The organism is uncultured Campylobacter sp. (assembly GCF_938015785.1).
In the GTDB taxonomy this organism is placed as follows: Bacteria; Campylobacterota; Campylobacteria; order Campylobacterales; family Campylobacteraceae; genus Campylobacter_B.
The window spans coordinates 1-21,969 of record NZ_CALLWC010000072.1 but is presented as its reverse complement, the minus strand read 5'-3'; the positions used below and the strand labels follow the sequence as shown (position 1 = coordinate 21,969).

At 45.2% G+C, this 21,969-nt stretch carries 20 protein-coding genes; 12 read left to right on the top strand and 8 right to left on the bottom strand.

Going from position 1 to position 21,969, the window contains the following annotated elements:
* The 5 genes from Q0393_RS10530 to aspS all read right to left on the bottom strand — a co-directional run.
* A partial coding sequence (locus tag Q0393_RS10530; protein WP_298980028.1) for a hypothetical protein occupies positions 1–367 on the bottom strand: 367 nt, incomplete at its 3' end.
* A gap of 203 nt (positions 368–570) precedes the next feature.
* The gene (gene ppa, locus Q0393_RS10525) at positions 571–1,089 is read right to left on the bottom strand and encodes an inorganic diphosphatase (RefSeq protein ID WP_298980027.1); all 519 of its coding nucleotides are present in this window, start codon (positions 1,087–1,089) and stop codon (positions 571–573) included.
* A 9-nt stretch (positions 1,090–1,098) separates the two neighbouring features.
* Positions 1,099–1,455: a NirD/YgiW/YdeI family stress tolerance protein gene (locus Q0393_RS10520; protein WP_298980026.1), complete on the bottom strand. Its 357-nt coding sequence runs from the start codon at positions 1,453–1,455 to the stop codon at positions 1,099–1,101.
* Positions 1,456–1,727: 272 nt separating this feature from the next.
* Positions 1,728–2,309, bottom strand: coding sequence for an adenylate kinase (locus tag Q0393_RS10515; RefSeq protein WP_295151487.1), 582 nt, complete (start codon positions 2,307–2,309; stop codon positions 1,728–1,730).
* Positions 2,306–4,060, bottom strand: a complete 1,755-nt coding sequence (aspS, locus tag Q0393_RS10510; protein WP_297949271.1) for an aspartate--tRNA ligase — start codon at positions 4,058–4,060, stop codon at positions 2,306–2,308. The genes Q0393_RS10515 and aspS overlap by 4 nt, the downstream gene beginning before the upstream one ends.
* 83 nt (positions 4,061–4,143) lie before the next feature.
* Between aspS and Q0393_RS10505 the strand changes: the two genes are divergently transcribed.
* The 6 genes from Q0393_RS10505 (at position 4,144) to Q0393_RS10480 (ending at position 9,696) form a co-directional block, all read left to right on the top strand.
* On the top strand, positions 4,144–5,019 hold the full coding sequence (locus Q0393_RS10505) for an NAD(+) kinase (protein WP_298980025.1): 876 nt from the start codon (positions 4,144–4,146) through the stop codon (positions 5,017–5,019).
* The gene (locus tag Q0393_RS10500) at positions 5,013–6,536 is read left to right on the top strand and encodes an AAA family ATPase (protein ID WP_298980023.1); all 1,524 of its coding nucleotides are present in this window, start codon (positions 5,013–5,015) and stop codon (positions 6,534–6,536) included. The genes Q0393_RS10505 and Q0393_RS10500 overlap by 7 nt, the downstream gene beginning before the upstream one ends.
* Before the next feature lie 125 nt (positions 6,537–6,661).
* Entirely contained in the window at positions 6,662–7,459 is a 798-nt protein-coding gene (locus tag Q0393_RS10495) for a TatD family hydrolase (RefSeq protein ID WP_298980022.1), read from the top strand.
* Positions 7,456–8,454: a lytic transglycosylase domain-containing protein gene (locus tag Q0393_RS10490; protein ID WP_291936754.1), complete on the top strand. Its 999-nt coding sequence runs from the start codon at positions 7,456–7,458 to the stop codon at positions 8,452–8,454. Before Q0393_RS10495 ends, Q0393_RS10490 begins: the two co-directional genes overlap by 4 nt.
* Positions 8,455–8,466: 12 nt before the next feature.
* On the top strand, positions 8,467–9,222 hold the full coding sequence (locus Q0393_RS10485) for a septal ring lytic transglycosylase RlpA family protein (RefSeq protein ID WP_298980021.1): 756 nt from the start codon (positions 8,467–8,469) through the stop codon (positions 9,220–9,222).
* Between the two features lie 237 nt (positions 9,223–9,459).
* Positions 9,460–9,696, top strand: a complete 237-nt coding sequence (locus Q0393_RS10480; RefSeq protein ID WP_298980019.1) for a hypothetical protein — start codon at positions 9,460–9,462, stop codon at positions 9,694–9,696.
* Between the two features lie 75 nt (positions 9,697–9,771).
* Here Q0393_RS10480 and Q0393_RS10475 read toward each other — a convergent pair whose 3' ends face one another.
* The 3 genes from Q0393_RS10475 to Q0393_RS10465 form a co-directional block, all read right to left on the bottom strand.
* Complete coding sequence (locus tag Q0393_RS10475) at positions 9,772–10,257, bottom strand: hypothetical protein (protein ID WP_298980018.1); 486 nt, start codon at positions 10,255–10,257, stop codon at positions 9,772–9,774.
* A gap of 33 nt (positions 10,258–10,290) precedes the next feature.
* Positions 10,291–10,917, bottom strand: coding sequence for a hypothetical protein (locus tag Q0393_RS10470; protein ID WP_298980015.1), 627 nt, complete (start codon positions 10,915–10,917; stop codon positions 10,291–10,293).
* Between the two features lie 247 nt (positions 10,918–11,164).
* On the bottom strand, positions 11,165–11,998 hold the full coding sequence (locus Q0393_RS10465) for a YihY family inner membrane protein (RefSeq protein WP_298980014.1): 834 nt from the start codon (positions 11,996–11,998) through the stop codon (positions 11,165–11,167).
* A 226-nt stretch (positions 11,999–12,224) separates the two neighbouring features.
* Here Q0393_RS10465 and Q0393_RS10460 point away from each other — a divergent pair, with 226 nt between their 5' ends.
* From Q0393_RS10460 to Q0393_RS10435, 6 genes are all read left to right on the top strand, one after another.
* The gene (locus Q0393_RS10460; protein WP_298980029.1) at positions 12,225–14,474 is read left to right on the top strand and encodes a TonB-dependent receptor; all 2,250 of its coding nucleotides are present in this window, start codon (positions 12,225–12,227) and stop codon (positions 14,472–14,474) included.
* Positions 14,475–14,764: 290 nt separating this feature from the next.
* Positions 14,765–16,183, top strand: a complete 1,419-nt coding sequence (locus tag Q0393_RS10455; RefSeq protein WP_298980013.1) for a TrkA C-terminal domain-containing protein — start codon at positions 14,765–14,767, stop codon at positions 16,181–16,183.
* 42 nt (positions 16,184–16,225) lie between these two features.
* Positions 16,226–17,257: a 3-dehydroquinate synthase gene (aroB, locus tag Q0393_RS10450; RefSeq protein WP_298980012.1), complete on the top strand. Its 1,032-nt coding sequence runs from the start codon at positions 16,226–16,228 to the stop codon at positions 17,255–17,257.
* Positions 17,254–18,963: a mechanosensitive ion channel family protein gene (locus Q0393_RS10445; protein ID WP_298980010.1), complete on the top strand. Its 1,710-nt coding sequence runs from the start codon at positions 17,254–17,256 to the stop codon at positions 18,961–18,963. The genes aroB and Q0393_RS10445 overlap by 4 nt, the downstream gene beginning before the upstream one ends.
* Positions 18,960–20,192 (top strand): tRNA (N(6)-L-threonylcarbamoyladenosine(37)-C(2))-methylthiotransferase MtaB, encoded by a 1,233-nt coding sequence (gene mtaB, locus Q0393_RS10440; RefSeq protein ID WP_298980008.1) that lies wholly within the window; start codon positions 18,960–18,962, stop codon positions 20,190–20,192. Before Q0393_RS10445 ends, mtaB begins: the two co-directional genes overlap by 4 nt.
* Positions 20,161–21,942, top strand: a complete 1,782-nt coding sequence (locus Q0393_RS10435; RefSeq protein ID WP_298980006.1) for an AAA family ATPase — start codon at positions 20,161–20,163, stop codon at positions 21,940–21,942. The genes mtaB and Q0393_RS10435 overlap by 32 nt, the downstream gene beginning before the upstream one ends.
* Positions 21,943–21,969 lie beyond the last annotated feature (27 nt).

Below are 21,969 nucleotides of genomic sequence, written 5' to 3'. Positions count from 1 at the left end.
AAATCTCGGGCGGAACCTGCGTAACCTCATCCACTCTAATCGGCGAAACGGTCATAAAATTCGCGTTTCTGCCGAAGTCTAGCTCATCAATGTCCGCAAGCTTTTCATACAAATCCCACGTCGTAGCGATATCGCTAAAGAAGCTTATACCATAGTAATTCTCTCGCCCTTTATCGCTAAAGCGTAAAAAATTCGCCAAGTTTTGCATTTGCGTATTTTGATCCTCGCTCAGCTTTGGGCTAAACTTCAGGCGGATGCCCTGCGCATCGTTTGGCATACTAATTTTAATGCCTTTAAAACCGGAGATCGATTGTATGCAGAGCGAAAAAGCAACTGCTATAAATAGCGCGATATAAATCTTTTTCATTTGAGCTGCCTTTTTAAAATTTAACATTCTTGGTATCTAGCTGCGCGATATTTATAAAATTTAAGCGAGCGCTTTGCAGGCTTGATTTAAAAATCATCACATCGCTCTGCGCTTCGCAAATTCCATCAAATTTTAAAATTTTGGAATTTCGCCAGCGTCTTAAAGGTGAGGCGAAATTCCAAATCGAAGGATGCTTGTAAATTTTATTTATAAGCCTTGATCGCTTTGTCTAGAATTTTCTCGGCTTCCGCGGCGCTTGCAAAATCCTTTACTTTAACCCATTTATTCGGCTCTAAAAGCTTGTAGGTTTCGAAGAAATTTTTGATCTTATCCAGCGTCGCTTTAGGCAGATCGGAGACCCCTTTAATGCCCTCAAATCGCGGATCGATCTTGCTAACCGGCACGGCAAGCAGCTTCTCGTCCATGCCGCTTTCATCCTCCATCATCAAAACGCCGATTAGGCGACACGGGATCACGCTACCGGCGGCAAGCGGGTATTCGTTTAGCACTAAAACATCCGCAGGATCGCCGTCGTCGGCTAAGGTATTGGGCACGAAGCCGTAGTTTGCGGGGTAAAACATCGCGCCGTAGAGTACGCGATCTACGCATAGCGCGCCGCTTGCTTTGTCGATCTCGTATTTGATGTTCGAGCCGTAAGGGATCTCGATCACTGCGTTGATTTTATCGGGGTTTGAGCCCACTTTTATCTTTGAAAGATCCATAGTTTTCCTTTATTTAGAATTTAAAATTTTGATATTTTTTACGTCTATCGTCGTTTTGGTAAAATCTTTGTCGATCTCGCCGCTAATTCGCACGAGCGTATTTTCATCCACGCTCACGCCGCGCCAAACGTCATCATCGATCTCAACCTCGATGCTATCGCCGTTTTGATCCACAAATCTATAATGCTCGTGTCTGAGCTGGGATTTTATCTTGCCGTCGATTACGACAAAAGAATCATCTCTTAATTTAAGCGCCTCTTTGACGCTTAACGGTTGAGTTTGCGCCGCGGAGCCGCTTGGCACAAACCCGCCCGCGCCGAATGCGACCGCACATAAAGCCATACTAAGTAAAAATTTTCTAACCATATCTATCCTTAAATTTTAATCTCTGCATTTGCAAACAGATCTGAAATTTCATTAAATTTGAAATCTGCTTGCATTTGGGCGCTCGCATTTAAAATTTACACAGCGGCTACTTAATTTTACGCCTAAAATTTAACTATCTCCATTAACGGCAAGCTATAAATTTAAAAGCGCGCTCGCTTCGGAGGCGCGTTAAATTTAAGCGCGATCTGCACCGCTCGCGATGCAAAAAAGGAGCCGGAGGCGCTTAAAATTTAAGCCGCCGTCCAAGCGCGCTAGCCTAATTTTTCGATCTGTGCGGCGATTATAGCGTTTATGTCCGCTACGATCTCCTCGACCGTGCGCTCGCCGTTTACGCTGTAAAATACGCCCGCGTCGCCGTAAAATTTACGGATATCCTCGATCGGCTCTGAAAATACCGCCATGCGGTTTTTAAAGACTTCCTCGTTATCGTCCGCCCCGCGAGCGCGTCCTAAGACACGCTCCTTAGCGACCTCCTCGCTGACGCACACCTCGATGACTGCGCTAAGATTTACATCATCGTCGCCTCGCAGTACCTCGTCTAGCTTATTCATCTGCTCGACGCTTCTTGGATAGCCGTCGATGATGATGAAGTCTTTAGGCGAGCTTTTAATCGCGCTAACGATAGCATTTACAACGATATCAAGCGGCACGAGATTGCCTTTAGAGATGAAGCCGTCTATCTGCCTACCAAGAGCGCTGCCGCTTGCTACCTCGGCGCGAAGCAGATCGCCCGTGGAGTAGTGCTCGATGCTTTGATTCATCTGAGCGATCATACTCGCATCGGTCGTTTTGCCGCTGCCAGGAGCGCCAATGATTAGAAAAAGGCTTTTCATTTTTGCTCCTTCTTATGAAGCCTAAGACCTAGCTCGCGAAGCTGCTCATCTGTAACGACGCTAGGGGCTTTGGTAAGCGGACACTGCGCGCGCTGCGTTTTAGGAAACGCGATAACCTCGCGAATACTGCTTGAGCCGGTAACGAGCATCATCAGCCTGTCAAAGCCGATCGCGATACCTCCGTGCGGAGGCGCGCCGAAGCTTAGCGCATCGAGCAGGAAGCCGAATTTCTCTCTCTGCTCCGCAGGCTCGATCTTAAGCAGCCTAAAGACCTTTTCTTGAATGTCCGCTTTGTGAATCCTGATGCTGCCGCCGCCAAGCTCGATGCCGTTTAGCACGACGTCGTAGGCAATCGAGGTAATGTCCTCTAAATCAGGCTCGTCGGGATTGTTCGGCATCGTGAAAGGATGGTGCATCGCGGAGTAGCTGCCGTCGTCGTTTTGCTCAAACATAGGGAAATTTACGACCCACAAAAACTCAAGCCTGTTCGGATCTATGAGACCAAGCTCGTTTGCGAGGAAAATTCTAAATCTGCCCATATAATCAAGCACGATTTTCTTTTTGCCCGCGCCGAAAAATACGACGTCGCCGACCTTTAGCTCGCAGCGCTTGATGAGCTCATCAAGCTCGCTTTTTTCAAAGAATTTTACCAGCGGCCCCTTTAGTCCGTCCTCTTTTACTTGGATAAACGCAAGTCCCTGCGCGCCGAATTTTTTCACGTATTCCTCAAAGCCTTGCATCTGTCGCTTGCTAAATTTCAGATCGCCACCCTCGACTTTTAGGGCTTTTACGCGGTTAGCTTTGCGGTCCTTGGCTAAATTTGAAAAAATTTCGTTGCTCGATTTTTCAAAAATATCGGCTACGTCGATGAAAGGCATATCGTAGCGAAGATCGGGTTTGTCGCTGCCGTAAAGCTCCATCGCGTCTTTATACTCCATATGTCTAAAAGGGGTGACGATCTCGCGACCGCAGGATTTGAAAATATCCTTTAAAACCTCCTCGGCTACGCGCATTACGTCGTATTGGGTATTGAAGCTCATCTCGATATCGATCTGCGTAAATTCCGGCTGGCGGTCGGCGCGCAGGTCCTCATCGCGGAAGCAACGCGCGATCTGGAAGTATTTATCAAAGCCCGAGCACATCAAAAGCTGCTTGAAAAGCTGCGGACTTTGCGGAAGCGCGTAGAAGCTGCCCGGATAGACGCGGCTAGGCACCAGATAATCCCTAGCGCCCTCAGGCGTCGCGCGCGTTAAGATCGGCGTTTCGACCTCCACAAAGCCCAGCCTATCAAGAGCATTTCGCGCGGCGATCGCGGCCTTGGAACGCATCTTAAATTTATCGAAGCTTCCCTCAGCGCGCAGATCCAAAAAGCGGTATTTCAGCTTCGTTTCTTCGTTGACGCTTTTATCGCCGATTACGAAAGGAAGCGGCTTGCTTGGATTTTCGATCTCTAAGCTTTCTACTACGACTTCGATGTCGCCGGTTTTTAAATTTGGATTTTCTAGCCCCTCGCCGCGAGCTCGGATCTTGCCGACGGCTTTTAGGACAAATTCGTTTCGCACGGTATTTGCTACCTCGTATGCCGAGTGGCTATCTTTGGGATCACAGACTAGCTGTAACAGCCCGCTTCGGTCGCGCAAATCTATAAAAATCACGCCGCCGTGGTCGCGGTAAGAATTTACCCAGCCGCACACGGTTACACTTTTGCCGATATCGTTTTTACTCAAATCGGCGCAATAATGACTTCGCAAATTTACTCCTTTAAAATTATTTGTAAAACGCAAGTATAGTTAAATTTTGCTTTTACAAAGCTAATTTTTTATAAAATAAAACTATGGAAAACAAAATTCATAAAAACCTTAAATTCGCGGGACTAATAGCCAAAAAATCAGAAGAGATTCGCCCCGTCGTGGAGCAAATTTGCGAAATTTTAAAAGCGCAAGGTATTGAGCTTTTGCTTGAAGAGGACGGAGCGGAATTTTTCGGCCTTAAGTCGCATACGCTTGCAGAAATTTTAAAAAAGACCAATTTTTTAATTAGCCTCGGCGGCGACGGCACGCTCATCGGGCTTGCGAGGCTACTAAGCGACAAAAACGCCTTTATTTTGGGTATCAACGCGGGCACTTTGGGCTTTTTAACGGACGTGCAGCCGAGCGAATTTGCAAAATTTTTAAAGGAATTTCTGCGCGGCGAATACGAGATCGAGCGCCCGTTTTTGCTTGAAGTGATACTGGAAAACGGCAGCGGCAAGATCGTCCGCAAGACCGCATTTAACGACGTCGTAATCACCCGCAGCCATATCTCTTCGATGGCGAAGATCGATGCGTTTTTAAATAGAAAATATTTCAACACCTACTACGGCGACGGCGTGATCGTAAGCTCCGCTGTAGGCTCGACCGCGTATAATATGAGCGCGAACGGATCTATCGTCTATCCGCTGTGCGACGTGTTTTGCGTCACGCCGATCTGCTCGCATAGCCTGACGCAGCGGCCTTTGATCCTGCCAAAAGAATATCTCGCGAGCTTCAAAAACGCCGGAAGCTCCGAAGTTAGCGTCGTCATCGACGGACAAGACGTTTTTGATATGGCGGAATTTCACAGCGTGAGCGTTAAAATTTCGCACGCCAAGGCAAATTTAATAAAACGCAGAAGCTACGATTATTTCGACGTTTTAAAAGCCAAACTCAGATGGGGGCACGGCGGATGCTAGAAAGAATTTATATTAAAAATAATCTAGGTTTTTGCGAGAGCGAGCTTAGTTTTGGCCCGGGACTTAGCGTATTTACAGGCATCAGCGGCGCGGGTAAATCGGTATTAATAGGCGCGATTTTAGCGGTGTTCGGTCTTAACGAATGCGAGGCTGAGCTCATAGAAGCGGACGTAGAGCATCAATTTGATATGGAAAATTTCGGCTTGATAAACGATACGCCAAATATTTTTCGCGTCCTAAAAGAGCGTAGCTTGCGATACTTTATAAATTCCCAATCGGTCTCGAAAAAAAATCTAAGCACGATCGCCGGCGAATACGTGAAATTTTTAGGCGCGAAAAACGCTGGCGAAATGAGTAGCGGCAGCTTGCTAAAATTACTTGATTTTATCGCCGCGAAAAAAGATGCGGTGCATGCGCAAAGCCTATTGGAGCTTCAAAGCGCCTTTGCGGAATTTAGCCGCACAAAAAAGCAGCTGGATGAAATTTTAGATCAAGAGCGCAAGATCGAGGAGTTAAAGGAATTTGCTCGCTTCGAGATTGAAAAAATCGAGCGCGTATCGCCTAAGATCGGCGAATATGAGGAGCTTTTGCAAATCAAAAAAAAGCTTAGTAAAAAAGATAAGATCGAGGAACTTTGGGCTAGGGCGCAGGGCGTTTTTGAGCTAGAACGCAGCGTCATCGAAGCGCTAAGCCTCAGCGGGCTGGATAGCGCGTTTTTTGAGGATGCGATGAACGAACTGCGGCTAAAGCGAGAAAGCTTGAGCTTAGACGAGCTCGAAAATATCGACATAGAGAAAATTTTAGATCGTATCGAAGCTCTTAGCGCGCTAAATAGGCGCTACGGAAGCGTAGAAGAAGCTTTAGCTACGCTTGAAGCGCGTAAGAAAGAGCTTGAGCATTACGAGCAGTTAAGCTTTGAAAAAACCAAGTTGCAAGTGGAATTTAAACGCCTTAGCGAAAGCACCGCTACCCTTGCCGAAAAAATCAGCGAGGCTCGCAAGGGCGCTAAAAAACGGCTCGAGGATCTGATAAATTCCTATCTAAAGCAGCTTTATATGGACGGAGTGGAGCTTAGTTTTAAGCCTACGGCGCTTAGTGAGTGCGGCACAGACGAAATTTGCGTCAGCTTGTGCAAGACGGAATTTAAAAATTTAAGCTCAGGCGAAACGAACCGCCTACGCCTTGCTTTCATCGCGGCAAGCTTGGAGCTTACAAATAACGGCGAGGGAATTTTGATCTTAGACGAGATTGATTCAAATTTAAGCGGAAAAGAGGCGATGAGTATCGCAAACGTGCTGGTAAAAATTTCAAAATTTTATCAAATTTTTGCGATCTCGCACCAGCCGCAGCTTAGCTCAAAGGCTGCGTCACACTTTTTAGTAAGTAAAACTAACGGCAAATCTAGCGTGAGATTATTAAGCGAAAATGAGAAAATAACAGAGCTAGCTCGTATGATAAGCGGCGAGACTATTACTGCAGAAGCCCTGGAATTCGCTAAAAAACTAAGGCAAAGCTGAAGGAATTTTAAGCTTAAGTTTAAATCTGAAATTTTTCGCTACAATACCGCGTTTAATTTAAATTTAAGTGTGATTTTGCAAAACGACGTAAAATCCGCTTCGAAAAATTTTATCAAGTGAGTTTTATGATTATAGATACACATTGCCATTTAGACGATGCTAGTTTCGACGCCGATTTGGACGCGGTGATTGAGCGTGCCACGATTGCAGGCGTGCGTAGCATCATCATTCCCGGTGCCGATGTAGCAGACCTAGATAAGGCATGTAAAATTTCGCACGCGCGGAATAATGTGTATTTTGCCGTAGGGGTGCATCCATACGAGATAGATTCTTTCGATATGGAGGTGCTGAAGCGGTATGCTGACGATCCCAAATGCGTGGGCGTTGGCGAATGCGGTCTTGATTATTTCAGACTTAAGCAGCAAGAGAGCAAGGAAACCAAAGCCTTAGAAATCTCCCACCAAAAAGACGCCTTCATCTCACAAATCGATCTAGCAACACAACTTCAAAAACCACTTATAGTCCATATCCGAGAAGCAAACGAAGATAGCTTTGGAATTCTAAAAGATCGCGCCGGCGATTTATGCGGCGGTGTTTTGCACTGCTTCAATGCCAGCAAGCTTTTGCTAGGTCTTAGCGAATACGGATTTTACTTCGGTATCGGCGGAGTTTTGACATTCAAAAATGCAAAAAACTTAGTTGAGATCTTACCGCAAATTCCGCAAGAGCGCCTTTTAATCGAGACGGATGCACCGTATCTAACTCCGCATCCGCATCGCGGCGAGCGCAACGAGCCTGCATTCACGAGACTCGTGGTAGAAAAAGTCGCGGAAATTTTAAGCCTAAGCGTAGAAGAGGTTGAAGCAATAACGACTCAAAACGCCTGTAGGCTTTTTGGCGATAAAATCAAAGGAGAGATATGAAAGCCATAAAATTTATACTGCTAGCCCTGCTTTTAATGGGCGAAGCGTTTGCGAGCCAGCCCGGTCTGATGCGCGCAAATCACGACTATATTTTAAATCAATTCGGCATCGAAAATAACGAATCGAGCAAAAACGTAGTCGCGGGCATATTCCGTGCGATCAATGCAAGCGATCGCAAGCAGTTTAAGCATATCGTGACTTCGCAGTCGCACAATGCCTACTTAGTCAAATCCGAGGTCGATAACATCGAAGCTCCGGAATTCTTATTGTATTTGGCAATGGTAGAATCTCATCTTAAAAACACCGTAACTTCGGGCGCTAGCGCAGGTGGTATGTGGCAGCTGATGCCGGCAACTGCGAAAAATTTCGGTCTTAGAGTAGATAGCGCCGTGGATGAGCGTCGCGATCCTGCAGCCTCTACGGATGCTGCGTTTTCGTATATTTTGCATCTGAAGCAAAATTTTGGCAAGTGGTATTTAGCGCTAATGGCGTATAATTGTGGCGATCAAAAACTTAAAAATGCGATTGCAGCTACTGGCAGCGACGATCTGGATCGCTTGCTAAAAAGTCCCGCACTTCCTAATGAGACTAAGAATTTTATCAAGCGCATTATCAAATACGCTTACATTGCTCAAAATGAAAATATGCGCAAAATTTTGCTTTTTGAAAGTGAGCCGTGGGGGCTAAAACGTATCGCCGTAGCTCCGGGCACAAAGCTAAGCGCGGTTGCAAAACAGATCGGAATTTCGCCGTCACAGATGCAGGATTACAACGCGCATATTAAAAACGGAATTTCACCGCTTAACGGCAAGTACTTCTTTTATATCCCACAAAGCAAATATGCAGAATTTGTCGTAAATCAAGGCGCGTTTCAAGCGTATGAACCACGTCTGAAACAGCGCAAGCCAGGACGTGTGTTAGCAGGTTTGGCGAACGAGCTTAGTCTCAAAGACAAAAACGAAATAGCGCTAAATAATATAAAATTTAACAAATAGATCGGATCGCAGGTGTCGTACCAGAAAATCGCTCTTTTTAGTGCGCTTTTTGCGCTGATTCTTGCCGGTTGTTCGTTTCGCTCCGCACCGTCGTCTAGATCGTCTGCGGGCGGTGCGGGCAAGATCGGCAAAAACTCTCCCGCCACCATGCGCCCTTATAAAATTAACGGCAAAACCTACTACCCCGAGCAAGTAAGCGTCGGCGATACTCAGATCGGCATCGCCAGCTGGTATGGGCCGAATTTTCATGGCAAATACACCTCAAACGGCGAAATTTACGATATGAACGGCATGACCGCCGCGCACAAAACCTATCCAATGAATACTATGGTAAAGGTCACGAATCGCGACACCGGCGCTACCGCAACCGTGCGCATCAACGATCGCGGTCCATTCGTGGATGGTCGCATCATCGATCTTAGCAAAACAGCTGCTAATTTAGTAGGCGTATTTGCCAAAGGTACGGCGCCGGTAAAACTCGAAGTAGTGGGCTTTTATGGGCATACTATCGCCAAAGGCTCGCCGAAAGCAACCATTGTCGGCGGAAATTTTATGGTGCAAATCGGTGCGTTTAGAAACAGAAGCGGCGCACAAATTTATCAGCGCGATTACCACGGCACGGCGGGATATCCTGCGATCATCAAAGAATTTAGCATAGATGGCGCGCCGATTTATCGCGTCTTTTTAAGTGGATTTAAGAGTGAGGATGAGGCGAGAGATTTCGCGCATAATGGCAAGTTTACTGGAGCTTTCATCGTAAGGGAGTAGCAAGTTTTATTTGACGGCTTTTCCTTCGTTTTTTGCTTGATAAGGGTTTTGTTAAATTTATTTGTGAGTTACTTGCGGTAAAATTTCCCGTCATCTAATAGTTATCTGCTTTAGCTGCGGCGAAGTGCGAACTACTTGCAAGCTATTCGTAGCAGAAAAGTGCGCCTGCCTGCTTGAGCTTTGTTTTTTAATAGGACGCCGCAGCTGATAAAATTTTATATTGCTAGGGGATAAAGCATGCAAAAATATCCGAAAGTTTATAGTTTAGAAAAGAGTTCGGCTATACTTGAAAAATATAAAGACGAGCTGAGCGTAGAACAATACGAGCAAAACAGATCTATCATCTGCAACCACGCGATAGAGGGTATGTTTGCAAACGAGCAAGATATAATCGATCTTATCAAGGTCGATAAGGGAGAAAGAACGCCCGATGAGATAATAAATGAATATAAAAAAGAGTGGAGCGTTTTATAGCGCAGTAGAAAATATTAAATTTTGGATAGTGAAATATCAGAGGTATTTTGACGCAGCTCATCGGTCCTTTGAATTTTAATCGTGCAAAAAAGTTACGACTTCATGTTCTTTTGGCAAATTTTCTCTACCTCTAATACCGCGATTGCCGTATTCCGCCAGAGCTTCTTTTAAAATTTTATAAAGCTCATCCAATGAAATTCCGTAAGTGCTGGAATTTATACTTTCTAGCTTATATTTGATAAAAAACGGATTATCCACGAGCATTTTACTTGTAGTCTCGTCATAAATTCGCCTTATATCAAGCTCAATATCTCTACCTTTATAGTGAAGCAACCAAATATCCTCACCCGTAAATCCATCTCGCGGATCCGGCATAGATGCCAAACATACATGAATAAACCAAGCATCTCTTTGCCTATCGATAACCCAATTCATCCAATCGGTATCATTATCCTGGATTGGGTATGTGTAATTGTGTTTCATCAGTAGCTCGTTCATATTGCTTAAAATATCATATTTCTTCAAGTCCTCTTTCGAAATATATTCTGCTACAAACGCCATCTAGCCCTCCTTGAGAAATTCTATAATTTAAATTTAATCACTCGTATACAGACCGAACAAAGACGAGAGCTCAAATTTAACGTCTTTGTCGCTTAGCAATTTATTATTCGGCACTGCAATAATGCCCGATTTAAACCTATACAATATATACTTTTTAAATTTAAATCCATTGAGCGCCAAGAAAATGAAATGGCGCAACATGGTGATTAAAAAGTATAATGGGCTTGTCAAATACGCTATTATTTTGTCACTTTTATTTTTGATATCTTTCATCCATAAGCCAGCCCCTTCTTCATTGTATGGTATCAACGCCCAAGTTACCGATACGAGATCGTCTTTTTGCAAAATTTCGGTTTTAAATTTCATATGTTCGTCTATATGGTCGAATGAAATTTTATCATCATAAAATTTTGTAAAAAACTTATTGTAAAATTCTTGATAGGCTATTTTTATCTCCCAAAAAATACTAAATAAAATTCCGAAAATCCCCATCACTAATGCGGCTTTTCGCATTATTTCTTTATAAGGATCTAATTCCGGCGTCAAATTTAGTAAGACAAAAAACAAGAATATAAGCACGCCCGTTATTTTATTTGATATAGTAAGCCTAAAAAAGTAGTCGTTTTCTATGATTATCGGCTCTTTGTCGCGGTCTTTCATAATATTTTCCTTCTTTAAAATCGCGCATGATTTTACCTTAACAGCGCTTTGCGAGGGATTAAAATTTTAGCCTTGCCGTACCTCATAAATTTTTAAAATTATATTTCTATGCATATGCCGATTATTCAAAGACAAACTTCCCGCCCGTTTTCGATAGAATTTTAAAATTTCGATTTAAATTTCTAGCCCATGCAGAAAACGCGCTTTAATCCAAAAAGCATAGAAAAACGCAGCTTTGCGCAGAAATTCAGGCGCTTTGTAGCTCGCCACCTCTTTTAAATTTAGCGTCCAAAAATACGCAGAATTTCACGCCGTATAGGTAGAAAATCCAGCTTATGTAGATCCACAGAAAGAAAAATAGCGCGACCGAAAACGAGCCGTAGATGCTAAGATAGGTTTTGTTATAAAAGACGTATTGCGCAAAAACTAGTCTTGAAAGCCACCATAAAATCGATGCTACGAGCGATGAGGCAAGCACCGCTTTTGCGCGGATCTCGCGGTTGATCGCCGTAGCATAAGTAATCGCAAAGATCCCCCAAACGATTAAGTAGGGTAGAATTTTAAGCAAATTTATCCAGCTCGTAAACTCGGTTTTATTTAGTAGCTCCTGGAGCTCGCCGCTGATATAAAACGACGCTCCAAGTCCCACAGGAGCGAGTGTCATCAGCGTCCAGTAGGTGCTTAGGCTCTTAAAAAAGCTTCGCTCGGGCGAATGCGAAATGCGCGCGATAATCGCTTCAAAATCTCCGAAAAACAGCACCGACGTAACTAACACTGCGCAAAAGCCCGTTACGCCAAGGCTTAGCCCGTTTGCCATAAATTCCTCGATATAGTGTGCCATGCTCGCTTGATTTGCAGGCAGGAAGTTTGAAAAGATAAAGCCCATAATCTTATCGTAGTAGCCTTTGAAGCTTGGTAGCTGCATAAAGACGCTAAGCGAGACCATCAGCACCGGCAGTAGCGCCAGAATCGTGTGAAAGCTAAGGCTTGATGCATGGTGCATGAGCTCGGTATCGTAGAGGCGGAAGAAATTTTTAAGTCGGTTTTGCACTTGCATAAGCGCCAGTATTAGTTTTTTCATACGGGCGATTTTACATTAAAATTTTAGAATTTCATATAAATTTGCGCAATTTTTCTTTTGTATCGCGGTATATCGTCTATGAAATTTAAAGCTAAAAAATGCGACTACAAATATATAAATTTATATCTCGAATTTAGCCTAAATTTAGGAAAGTTTTTCTAATATGCTAAAAAATAATATTAAATATATCCATAACGAAGGGAAAATAATGGAACGAAGGAAAACGATGAAATTTAAAATTTCATTAGCGGCATGTATGTGCCTACTATGCGGTAGTTTGGCTGCAGCGCAAAGTGACGGTAATTCTGCGCCTGAAAAGTCGCAGAATATGGGCGTAATCGAGGTAAATTCCGTCGGCGATAATATCAGCGAGAGCGGTATCGACGAGGGCTTTTTGAGCAAAAACGTGCAGCATGGTCTGCTTGCGGGCAAGCGCGCTTTGGATCTTCCCTATCAGATCAACACGATCAGTAAGGAGATCATGAACCACCAAGGCGTCACCGGCTACGAGGAGGCGGTTAAATACTTCCCGTCTGCACAGATTCAGATGCGCGGCGGTGCTACGGTCGGACGCCCGCAGACGCGCGGCTTTGAGGGCAGCGTCGTAGGCAACAGCTTCTGGGACGGCTTTTATACGATTTCGACGACGGCGATTCCGATGGCGATGTTTGAGAGCTTTCAGGTGCAAAACGGCGTCGCAGGCTCGCTCTACGGCGCGCAAAATCCGGTCGGGATTTTCAGCTACACGCGCAAGCGCCCGGTAAAAGATCAATACATCATCTGGAGCGATTATATGTCGCGAAGCAACCTAGGTCTTGGTCTTGATCTATCCGATAAATTTGAAAAATTCGGCTACCGCACGGTATTTTACGGATCAAACGGCGACAGACAACCGAAAGGCTCAAATTTACAGCGTCGCTTAGCCAGCGTCACGATGGAATTTTATCCGACGGGCGATCTAACGTTCGAAACCGCGGCTAGTTATTACGAGCACAATACTAAAGGCTTTGCGGGGCAGTTTGCTCTTGGCGTGCGAGACGGTAAGATCGTTGATGGAATGGTGCTTCCAAAAGCGGTTGATTCCTCAAGGCGCGGTCTTGGGCAGAGCTTTGGAGGTATGCATCTAAAAACCACTACCGCAAGCGCGAAATTTAAATTTACGCCTACCGATAAATGGTATTTAGAGGGCGGCTTTCAGTTTCAGCGCGCCGATCGTGATACTCATGGCGTTGTAAATTATATCTTGCCTAGCACACATCCGCAATATACAAAGCCGGGCGATTATCAAACCAGACACAGCGGCGGTGCTACGGCGGCATATAGATTCGACCTGCCAAGCGGCTATCTCAAGGCCAATACTCAGTTTAACACGGGCGATATCGAGCATGATTTTAGCGTGCAGACCAATGGCTATCACTGGACGCAGGATAGATATAAGATCGCGAGCACCAACTACACTTCACCTACTATAGGCAATATCTACGATCCTAAAATTCTAAATTACACCGGTGCTAGACGCGGAAGCGGGCTGTATCACTATGCGGTTTTGGATATGTATAACGTCTCGATGCTAGATGATATCACGATAAATGATAAATTTGACATGATGTTGAGCGCATCTAAGGCGTGGATGAGGCAGGAATCCTACAATACCCGCCAAAAAAGACTTGTTAAAGCCTATAGTGATTCGGGCTATAGCTGGGCGGGCAGCTTGATCTTTCATCCCGTAGAGGATGCCAGCATCTACTACACCTACGCAGATAGCTTGCAACAGGGCTCTACCTATGTTTATAATAGCGGTCCGCATAACGGCGAGGTCGTCTCTACGTCGCCGTATCGCTCCAAGCAGCATGAGATCGGCGCTAAGATCCGCGTAGCCGATATGATCGATTTTAGCGTGGCGTATTTCGATATTCGCAGACCTATCGCATATCTAAATAGCTCTACGGGGCTTTATGGCATAAACGGCGAGCAGCGCAACCGCGGATTTGAGTTTATGAGCGGCGGACGAATTACGCAAAATTTAAGCGTGCTGGGCGGCTTTACCTATATTGATCCAAAGATGCATAACGTAAGCATCGCGGGCGCTAATCGCAAGGTCGCAAACGGCATCCCTAAACTAAACGCAAATTTGATGTTTGATTACGTAATCCCGGGCACCGATAAGCTCGCGATCAGTACAAATTTTCACTACACCGGCAAGATGTATCTGGACGATCTAAACACTCAGCGCACTCCTAGCTTTTTCGTTACCGATCTTGGCATGAGATATACGAGCGAGCACCTTTTGGGCGATAAGACTACGCTACGCTTCAACGTAAATAACGTATTTAACAAAAAATACTGGGCGGGAATGTATCCTGCGAGCGCCGACGGCGCGGGCGGACTTAACGTAACTAGCGTACTAGGCTCGGCAAACGGCGTAACGCTGGGCGAGAGCAGAAGCTTTATGCTCTCTGCGGAGGTGAAATTTTAAAATCTAGCGAGTTTAAAATTTTTGCCCAAGCGGTGCGCGCAGATGCCGCGACCGCTTTTAAATTTATGAAATTTTATCGCTCTAAGCAGCAAGACTAAATTTAACGAGGCTTAGTTTTAATTCATTTTAAATTTAAGCCTTGGATTTTGAAATTTTAAACCTTGATTTTAAAATTTCGATCTTTAAATTTTTAAGTCGCTGCGCCTCAGCTTGCCCGCAAATTTTATCGCGCGGTTTAAAATTTAGCCGTTTTTGGTTATAATCTTTGCAAAACCACGAAACGGAGAGCAATGAAACAAGTCCTAATCATCGCAAGCGGAAAGTTTGCGCGCCATTTTTTATCCAAAGTTTGTAAAATCAAAGATGTCATCAGATCATATCGCGTCATAGCTAAAAATACGGATGCTGTGCCCGCAGAGCTTGAAAACGAGTCAAATTTTTCGGTCGAAATTTTTGATCCTACTAGCATTGAGCGGTTGCGCGTGGTGCTAGCAGAAGAGGAATTTGACCGCTGCATAGTGATAATGGAGGATGAATTTGACACTAAAGTAACGCTTGAAAATTTAAAGACGCTCGCTCCGGATTTAGAGCTTTACGTGGACGATTTTTGGGGACTTTTGCGCGAAAATAAAAATGAAGCTCGCGTAAAAATCGTAAATACCCTCGCGCTAAATTCCTCGCGCTTCATCGGTTTTTTACCCGATAGTCCCGTTTTTGCTGATAATATCGGGCTTGGACGCGGAGAGATAATGGAGGTAAAAGTGCCCGTAGGAAGCTCGTTTGCGTATAAAAAAATCAGTACGCTTTCTAATGCCAAATATCAAATTCCGATGATTTACCGCCACAACAATTACATCGTAACGACGCCCGGCTCGCGGATCTATCCGAATGATACGATCTTAGTCGTTGGTGAGCCTAGTGCGCTGCGAGCGGTGTTTGCTGAAGTAAAAAAGCAAAGTGGGCAATTTCCATCGCCGTTTGGGCTAAATATTTTCGCGCTAATCGATATGAAAAAAATGAGCGGCGACGAGATAGCTAGGACGGTTAGGGCGCTTGAGTTTTTGGATTTACATATTAGAAATCATAAAATTTATTTAAGAATTTTAAATCCGCTGTTAAACGACGCTTTTAGCGAGCTTAAAGCTCTGTGTGAGCGGGATAAATTTGAAATTCTCATCGATTACTCGGGCGAATTAAATTTAAAGCGCGACGTGAGCGAAAATAAAGCAGGCTTGGTAGTTTGCTCAAGCGGAGTTTTTGAGGCGAAAAAAGCAGCACTTAAAGCACTTGAAATTCCGGTGCTAAGCCTTGGAGAGGGCGAGCTAAAAGATGTGCGTAAAAGCGTCGTGCTAAGTGCCGGCGAGCGGCTTCGCGAGGAATCAAGTATCGTCTTTGACATCAGCTCGCAGCTAGGGCTAGACGTGTATTTGTATCTTTTCGGCGAGAGCGAAAAAGGCGAGTTTGCGCAAAGCTACGTGAGCTTATCGAAGCTTTTTAAGCAGAGTTTATTCGTGATTCCTTGCGAGCGGCAAAATCCGATTTTAGCGCTAGGCAGCGAGCGAGATCTGCTGCAGTTCGTGCCATTTAATGATAGAATTTTGGCGCGTAAGCTCACATCGATTTTCAATCAGGATTTGGATCAGATGTATTTTAAACTCGGCAAAAATCATCAAATTTTCGTTCCGAGCGATTACGGGTATGAAAAGTAATCGAAATTTATGTTACAATTACCCAAAAATCAAAGGTAGCGTATGAAAATCGATCTTAATTTAGGCAAAAAATACAGCGTTTTTATCGACGAATTGCATAGTTTAAAACTTAGCGGTAAGGTCGCTATCGTGACAAATCCCAAAGTAGGGGGGCTGTGGCTTGATTTTTTACTGCAGCGGCTAGATTGCGAGCAAAAATTTATCATCACGATCCCAGACGGCGAGGAGTATAAAAATACCGCGAGCGTGGAGCAAATTTTAGAGCAGCTTTTTGGCTCCAAGCTTGATCGCAAAAGCACGCTCATCGCTCTTGGTGGCGGCGTCATCAGCGACATAACGGGCTTTTGCGCGAGCATTTATGAGCGCGGTATCGATTTTATCAATATACCTACGACCTTGCTAGCGCAAGTGGATGCAAGCGTCGGCGGCAAGACGGGCGTAAATAATCGCTTCGGCAAAAATTTAATCGGCTCCTTTTATCAGCCGCGCGCGGTTTATTGCGAGAGCAAATTTTTATCGACGCTTCCTGCGCGAGAGTTTGCCGCAGGCGTTGCGGAGGCGGTAAAGATGGCGGTATGCTTTGATGTCGAACTATTTAAATTTTTCGAGACGCACGATCTAAAAAGCGCCGATGAAATTTCGCACGTAATCGCTCGCTGCGTGGAGATTAAAGCAAACATTGTAGAGCAAGACGAGCGCGAAAGCGGCGTGCGTGCAGTGTTAAACTACGGACACACCTTCGCTCACGCTATCGAAAAAATTACTGATTATAAAAAATTTTTGCACGGCGAGGCTGTGGCGGTCGGTATGGTGATGGCAAATGCGCTAGCACGCCGTCTTGATAAATTAAATGAGCTTGAAGAGGAGCAGATCCGTAAAGTGCTTCAAAAATTCGCGCTTCCGATAAAATTCCACGTAGAGGATGCGGACGCGTTTTACGAGCTGTTTTTTCTCGATAAAAAGAGCGAAAACGGCAAGATAAAATTTATCCTACCCGATGGCATTGGTAAATTCTACGCTTCCAAAGAGATCGCAAAAGATGAAGTAATTGCAGCGCTGAAAGAGTTTGAATGAGAGTGCTTGCAGCTATTTTTTTGATTTTTAATCTTGCATTTTGCGAGGCAAATTCTACACTCTCCACCGCGCATACGCGCTTAGAATCTAACGCTAGCTCCACCGCTAGTGAGAAGAAAGATGAAAATTCTAAGCTAACCGCGTCGCTAAAAGATCAGATCCGTGTTATTGACGATGAGATCAAAAATAATATCTGGGTCTCTCGCTTTTCAAATTTCATCGGCTATCAAAATTTACAAAAGCAATCCAGCCAGCTCGAAGCGGAGCTAAAAAAGAGCGCCGGCACCGATAAGATCGCAGAGATTCAAAAAAAACTTCGCGCCGTAAAAGAGCAGCTCATACTGCTAAAAGAGTATGAAAAATCTCCGTTTTTAGATATCATCGCGATGCCCGAAACTCCAGAGCCTGCGCGCATTACAAATCCTTTTTCGATAATTTCAGGTTTTTCTACGATTAGAAATTTGCAAGCTCAAAAGATGGAGCAGAAAAACGCGATCGAAAATATTAAAATTTTAATCGATAAACTTGAAGCAAAAAGAGCGCTATATGAGCGTTTGATGCAGATTGATACGGACGCAAGCGCTGCGGCGGAGCTTAAAAGCTTAGATTACGAGCTTAGCGAGTTTAGCTCCGCATACGAGATCGCGCAGACCACATACGACGTTTACGAAAAAAAGATCAACTCCCAAATCGCCGTGCAGACCGCCGATATAAAAGCTCAAATCAAGCGCGCGGGAAATATCGCCGTATGGATACTCGTAGTCATCGCGCTGTCGTTTTTATGCAAGGTAGTGGCGAAAAAATATATCAAAAACGACGAGAATTTTTATATCGTAAATAAAGCTATCAACGTTTTAAATTTCACGCTGATTGCGCTGATACTGCTCTTTTCTTACATCGAGAATATGACGCATTTCGTGACGGTTTTGGGCTTTGCCTCGGCAGGTCTTGCGATTGCGATGAAAGATATGTTTATGAGCTCCTTAGGCTGGCTTACGATCGTACTTGGCGGCAGTTTTCGCGTGGGCGATCGTATCCGGGTGCATAAAAACGGCGAGACCTACGTAGGCGATATCATCGATATTTCGGTGCTTAGGATGACGATTTTTGAGGACGTTACTATGACTACGTGGAGAGAAAATAAACGCGCGGGCAGGGTGATTTTCATACCGAATAATTATATTTTTACTGATCTTATCTCAAACTACACCCATAGTGGACTTAAGACCGTCTGGGACGGAATCAGCATACTTTTAACATTTGATAGCAACCATAAAAAGGCGATGTATCTCATAAAAAACATCGTGCGGAAGTATTCCAAAGGCTACACCGACATCGCCAAAAAGCAGATGGGCAAGCTTCGCTCGCAATACAGCATCAAAAATCCAAATGTCGAGCCTAGAATTTTTAGCTTTTTTGAGCCATACGGCATTGAAATTTCGGTTTGGTATATGACGAACTCTTACGCGACGCTCGGGCTTCGCAGCAACATCTCGGCTGAAATTTTAGATGCGCTAAGAAGCGAGTCCGATATCAAGATCGCCTATCCTGCTTACACGCTTTTTAACGGCAAAAATTATGCGGCTGCGGGCGGAAATTTTGCGGCGCAAGATCTCGGCTCCGAGCAGCAAGGCTCACAAAATTTAAACGCAGCGGCGCAGGGCGCTGGCTTTGCTACAGGAAGCGGATCGGGGAGCGAAATTTGAAAATTTATTTTAAAACGTTCGGATGTCGCACCAATATCTATGACACGCAGCTTATAAAAAGTAACCTCAAATCGGGCGAGATCACGCACGACGAGCAGGGCGCGGACGTAGTCGTGATAAACTCCTGCACCGTTACGAACGGCGCCGACGCGGACGTGCGAAACTACGTAAATAAGATGAACCGCCTCGGCAAAAAGATATTGCTAACAGGCTGCGGCGCGGTCTCGCGCGGCGAAGAGCTGTATAAAAACGGCGCGGTCTTCGGGGTGTTTGGGATGTCGCAAAAGGAAAAGATCAATGAATTTTTGGGCTCGGAGTCAAAATTTTATGATATCGGAGGTCTTGACGGCGTCGAAAAGAATCTGGTAAGCGACTACGAGGATCACACCAAAGCCTTTATTAAAATTCAAGAGGGGTGCGATTTTAACTGCAGCTACTGCATAATCCCCTCGGTGCGCGGCCGCTCGCGCAGCAGCTCTGAAGACGCGATCTTAAAAGAGGCGGAAAGCCTTGCCGCAAACGGTTTTGGCGAGATCGTGTTAACCGGCACCAATATCGGAAGCTACGGCAAAGCCGCGGGCACGAGCCTGGGCGCGCTGCTTCAAAAACTGGGCGCGATACGCGGAATTCGCCGTATCCGCCTAGGCAGCATTGAGCCCTCGCAGATCGATGAGAGCTTTCGCGAAATTTTATCCGAGCCGTGGCTGGAGCGGCATCTGCACATCGCGCTTCAGCACACTTCGCAAAAGATGCTTAGCATAATGCGCCGCCGAAATTCCGCGCTAAGGGATTTGGAGCTTTTTTGCGAGCTTGCGGAGCGCGGGTTTGCGCTGGGGACGGACTTTATCGTCGCGCATCCGGGCGAGAGCGAAGAGATTTGGCTCGAAGCGGTAGAAAATTTCAAAAAATTTCCGCTCACGCATCTGCACGCCTTTATCTTTTCGCCGCGGCAAGGGACCGCCTCGGCGTCACTAAAAGGTCGCATAGACGGCAAAACGGCGAAGGCACGGCTGAAGATGCTGCAGAACATAACGGCGCTGAATAATTATAAATTTCGTCTTTCGCACAAGGTGCCGCTAAATGTGCTGATCGAGCGGAAAAACGGAGAGTTTTATGAAGGATATGATCAATTTTATGATAAAATTTGGATCAAAAGCGATGAGGATTTGTCGAAAAAATGGATGGAGATAAGAGATTATGAGGTTAAATTTGATGGAAATTTTGCATAAAATCAAAAAAAGCAAGCTAAATATAATTCTGATTTTTTTAGTGCTGCTTATCGTTTTGCTCTCGATCGTTTATTTTAAAGATGATTCGCGATACATCACCGAGCGCGAATTTAGCGAGCTGGTGCGAAAAGATCAGATCAAGCGCGCGCATATCGAGGACGGCAATTTAAATTTTACCTACGACGGCAAACGCTATAAAATTTTAGTCGATCTCGTAGATCTTAAGGAGCTATCAAATCACGCTCTAATCAGCAAAGAAAAGGATGATGGCACGAGCGGTATCAGCGCGATCTTGGTAATTTTTACGTTCGCATTTTTTCTCTTCGTATATTATTTTGAAACCGTTTTGGCTAGACGCCGCAGGATGGACGGCACCGCGCGTCAGAGCGCTAGCGCAGGCGGCGAGCTCGGCGATCTTTCGCCAAGCGTTAGCGACGTGAGATTTAGCGACGTCGCGGGCATCAGCGAGGTCAAGGGCGAACTCATAGAGATCGTGGATTTTTTAAAAAATCCCGCAAAATACCGAAATTTTGGCATCAAGCTGCCAAAAGGAATTTTAATGATCGGCGAGCCGGGCGTCGGCAAGACCCTTATCGCAAAAGCCGTAGCCGGCGAGGCGGACGTGCCGTTTTTTTACCAAAGCGGCGCAAGCTTCGCCGAGGTCTTTGTGGGCGTCGGTGCTAGGCGGGTTCGCGAGCTGTTTGCGAAGGCCAAATCCTGCGCGCCCGCAATTATTTTTATCGACGAGATCGACGCGGTCGGCGGCAAGCGCGGTATTGGGCGCAACGACGAGCGGGAAGCGACGCTAAATCAGCTGCTGACCGAGATGGATGGGTTTGAGGAAAATAGCGGCGTGATGGTAATCGGCGCGACCAATAAAATAAATTTGATCGACGATGCGCTACTGCGCTCGGGGCGCTTTGATAGGCGCGTTTTTATTGGGCTTCCGAACTACAAAGACCGCATCGAAATTTTAAAAATTTACCTCGAGGGCAAAAGATGCAGCGCAAATATCAACAAAGTAAGCCGCCTCTGCGTGGGCTTTAGCGGCGCGGGAGTAGCGACGCTGGTAAATGAAGCCGCAATCAACGCTCTTAAGCGAGGTAGCGATACGATCGAGCTTAGCGATTTTGAAAACGTGCGAATGAGGGTCTTTTACGGCGTGCAAAAAAGTAGAATTCTCACCGAATACGAAAAGGAGATCCAGGCGTTTTATCAGGGTGCGAAGGCGCTTAGCGCGTATTGGTATTCGTTTGATTTCGAAAAGATCGAGCTTTTAAACGATAAATTTTTAAACGAGGATTTCGAGATCGAATCTAAAACGCAAATTTTAAATCAAATTAAAGTGCTTTTAAGCGGCATGGCGGCGCTACAAATCCATAAAAACGACGCTTTTTCAAATTCTGCTAGCGACGTAAAGCAGGCTATCGCGCTGGCGCAAAAGATGGTTTTCGAGCTCGCGATGGGCGATAGTTTCACCCCTAGCGCGCAGAGCGTGAATAAAATTTTGCAAGATTGCTACGACGAGGTAAGCGAGATAATCCGCACGATGCAAGATAAGCTAAATCAAATTTCAAAGCAAATTTTCGTTTATGAGTTCATAACTTTCGAGGATGTTCAAAAGATTTGCGAATCCGATGGTGCGGAGCAAGAAGGCGTCTCCGAGCAAGAGCAAGATTTGCAAAAGCTGGAAAAAGATAGCGAAAGCTCTGAAGAAAAGCCGCAAGACGGCACGCTAAATTTTGATTAAATTTTAAAATTTAAAATTCTAATAAAG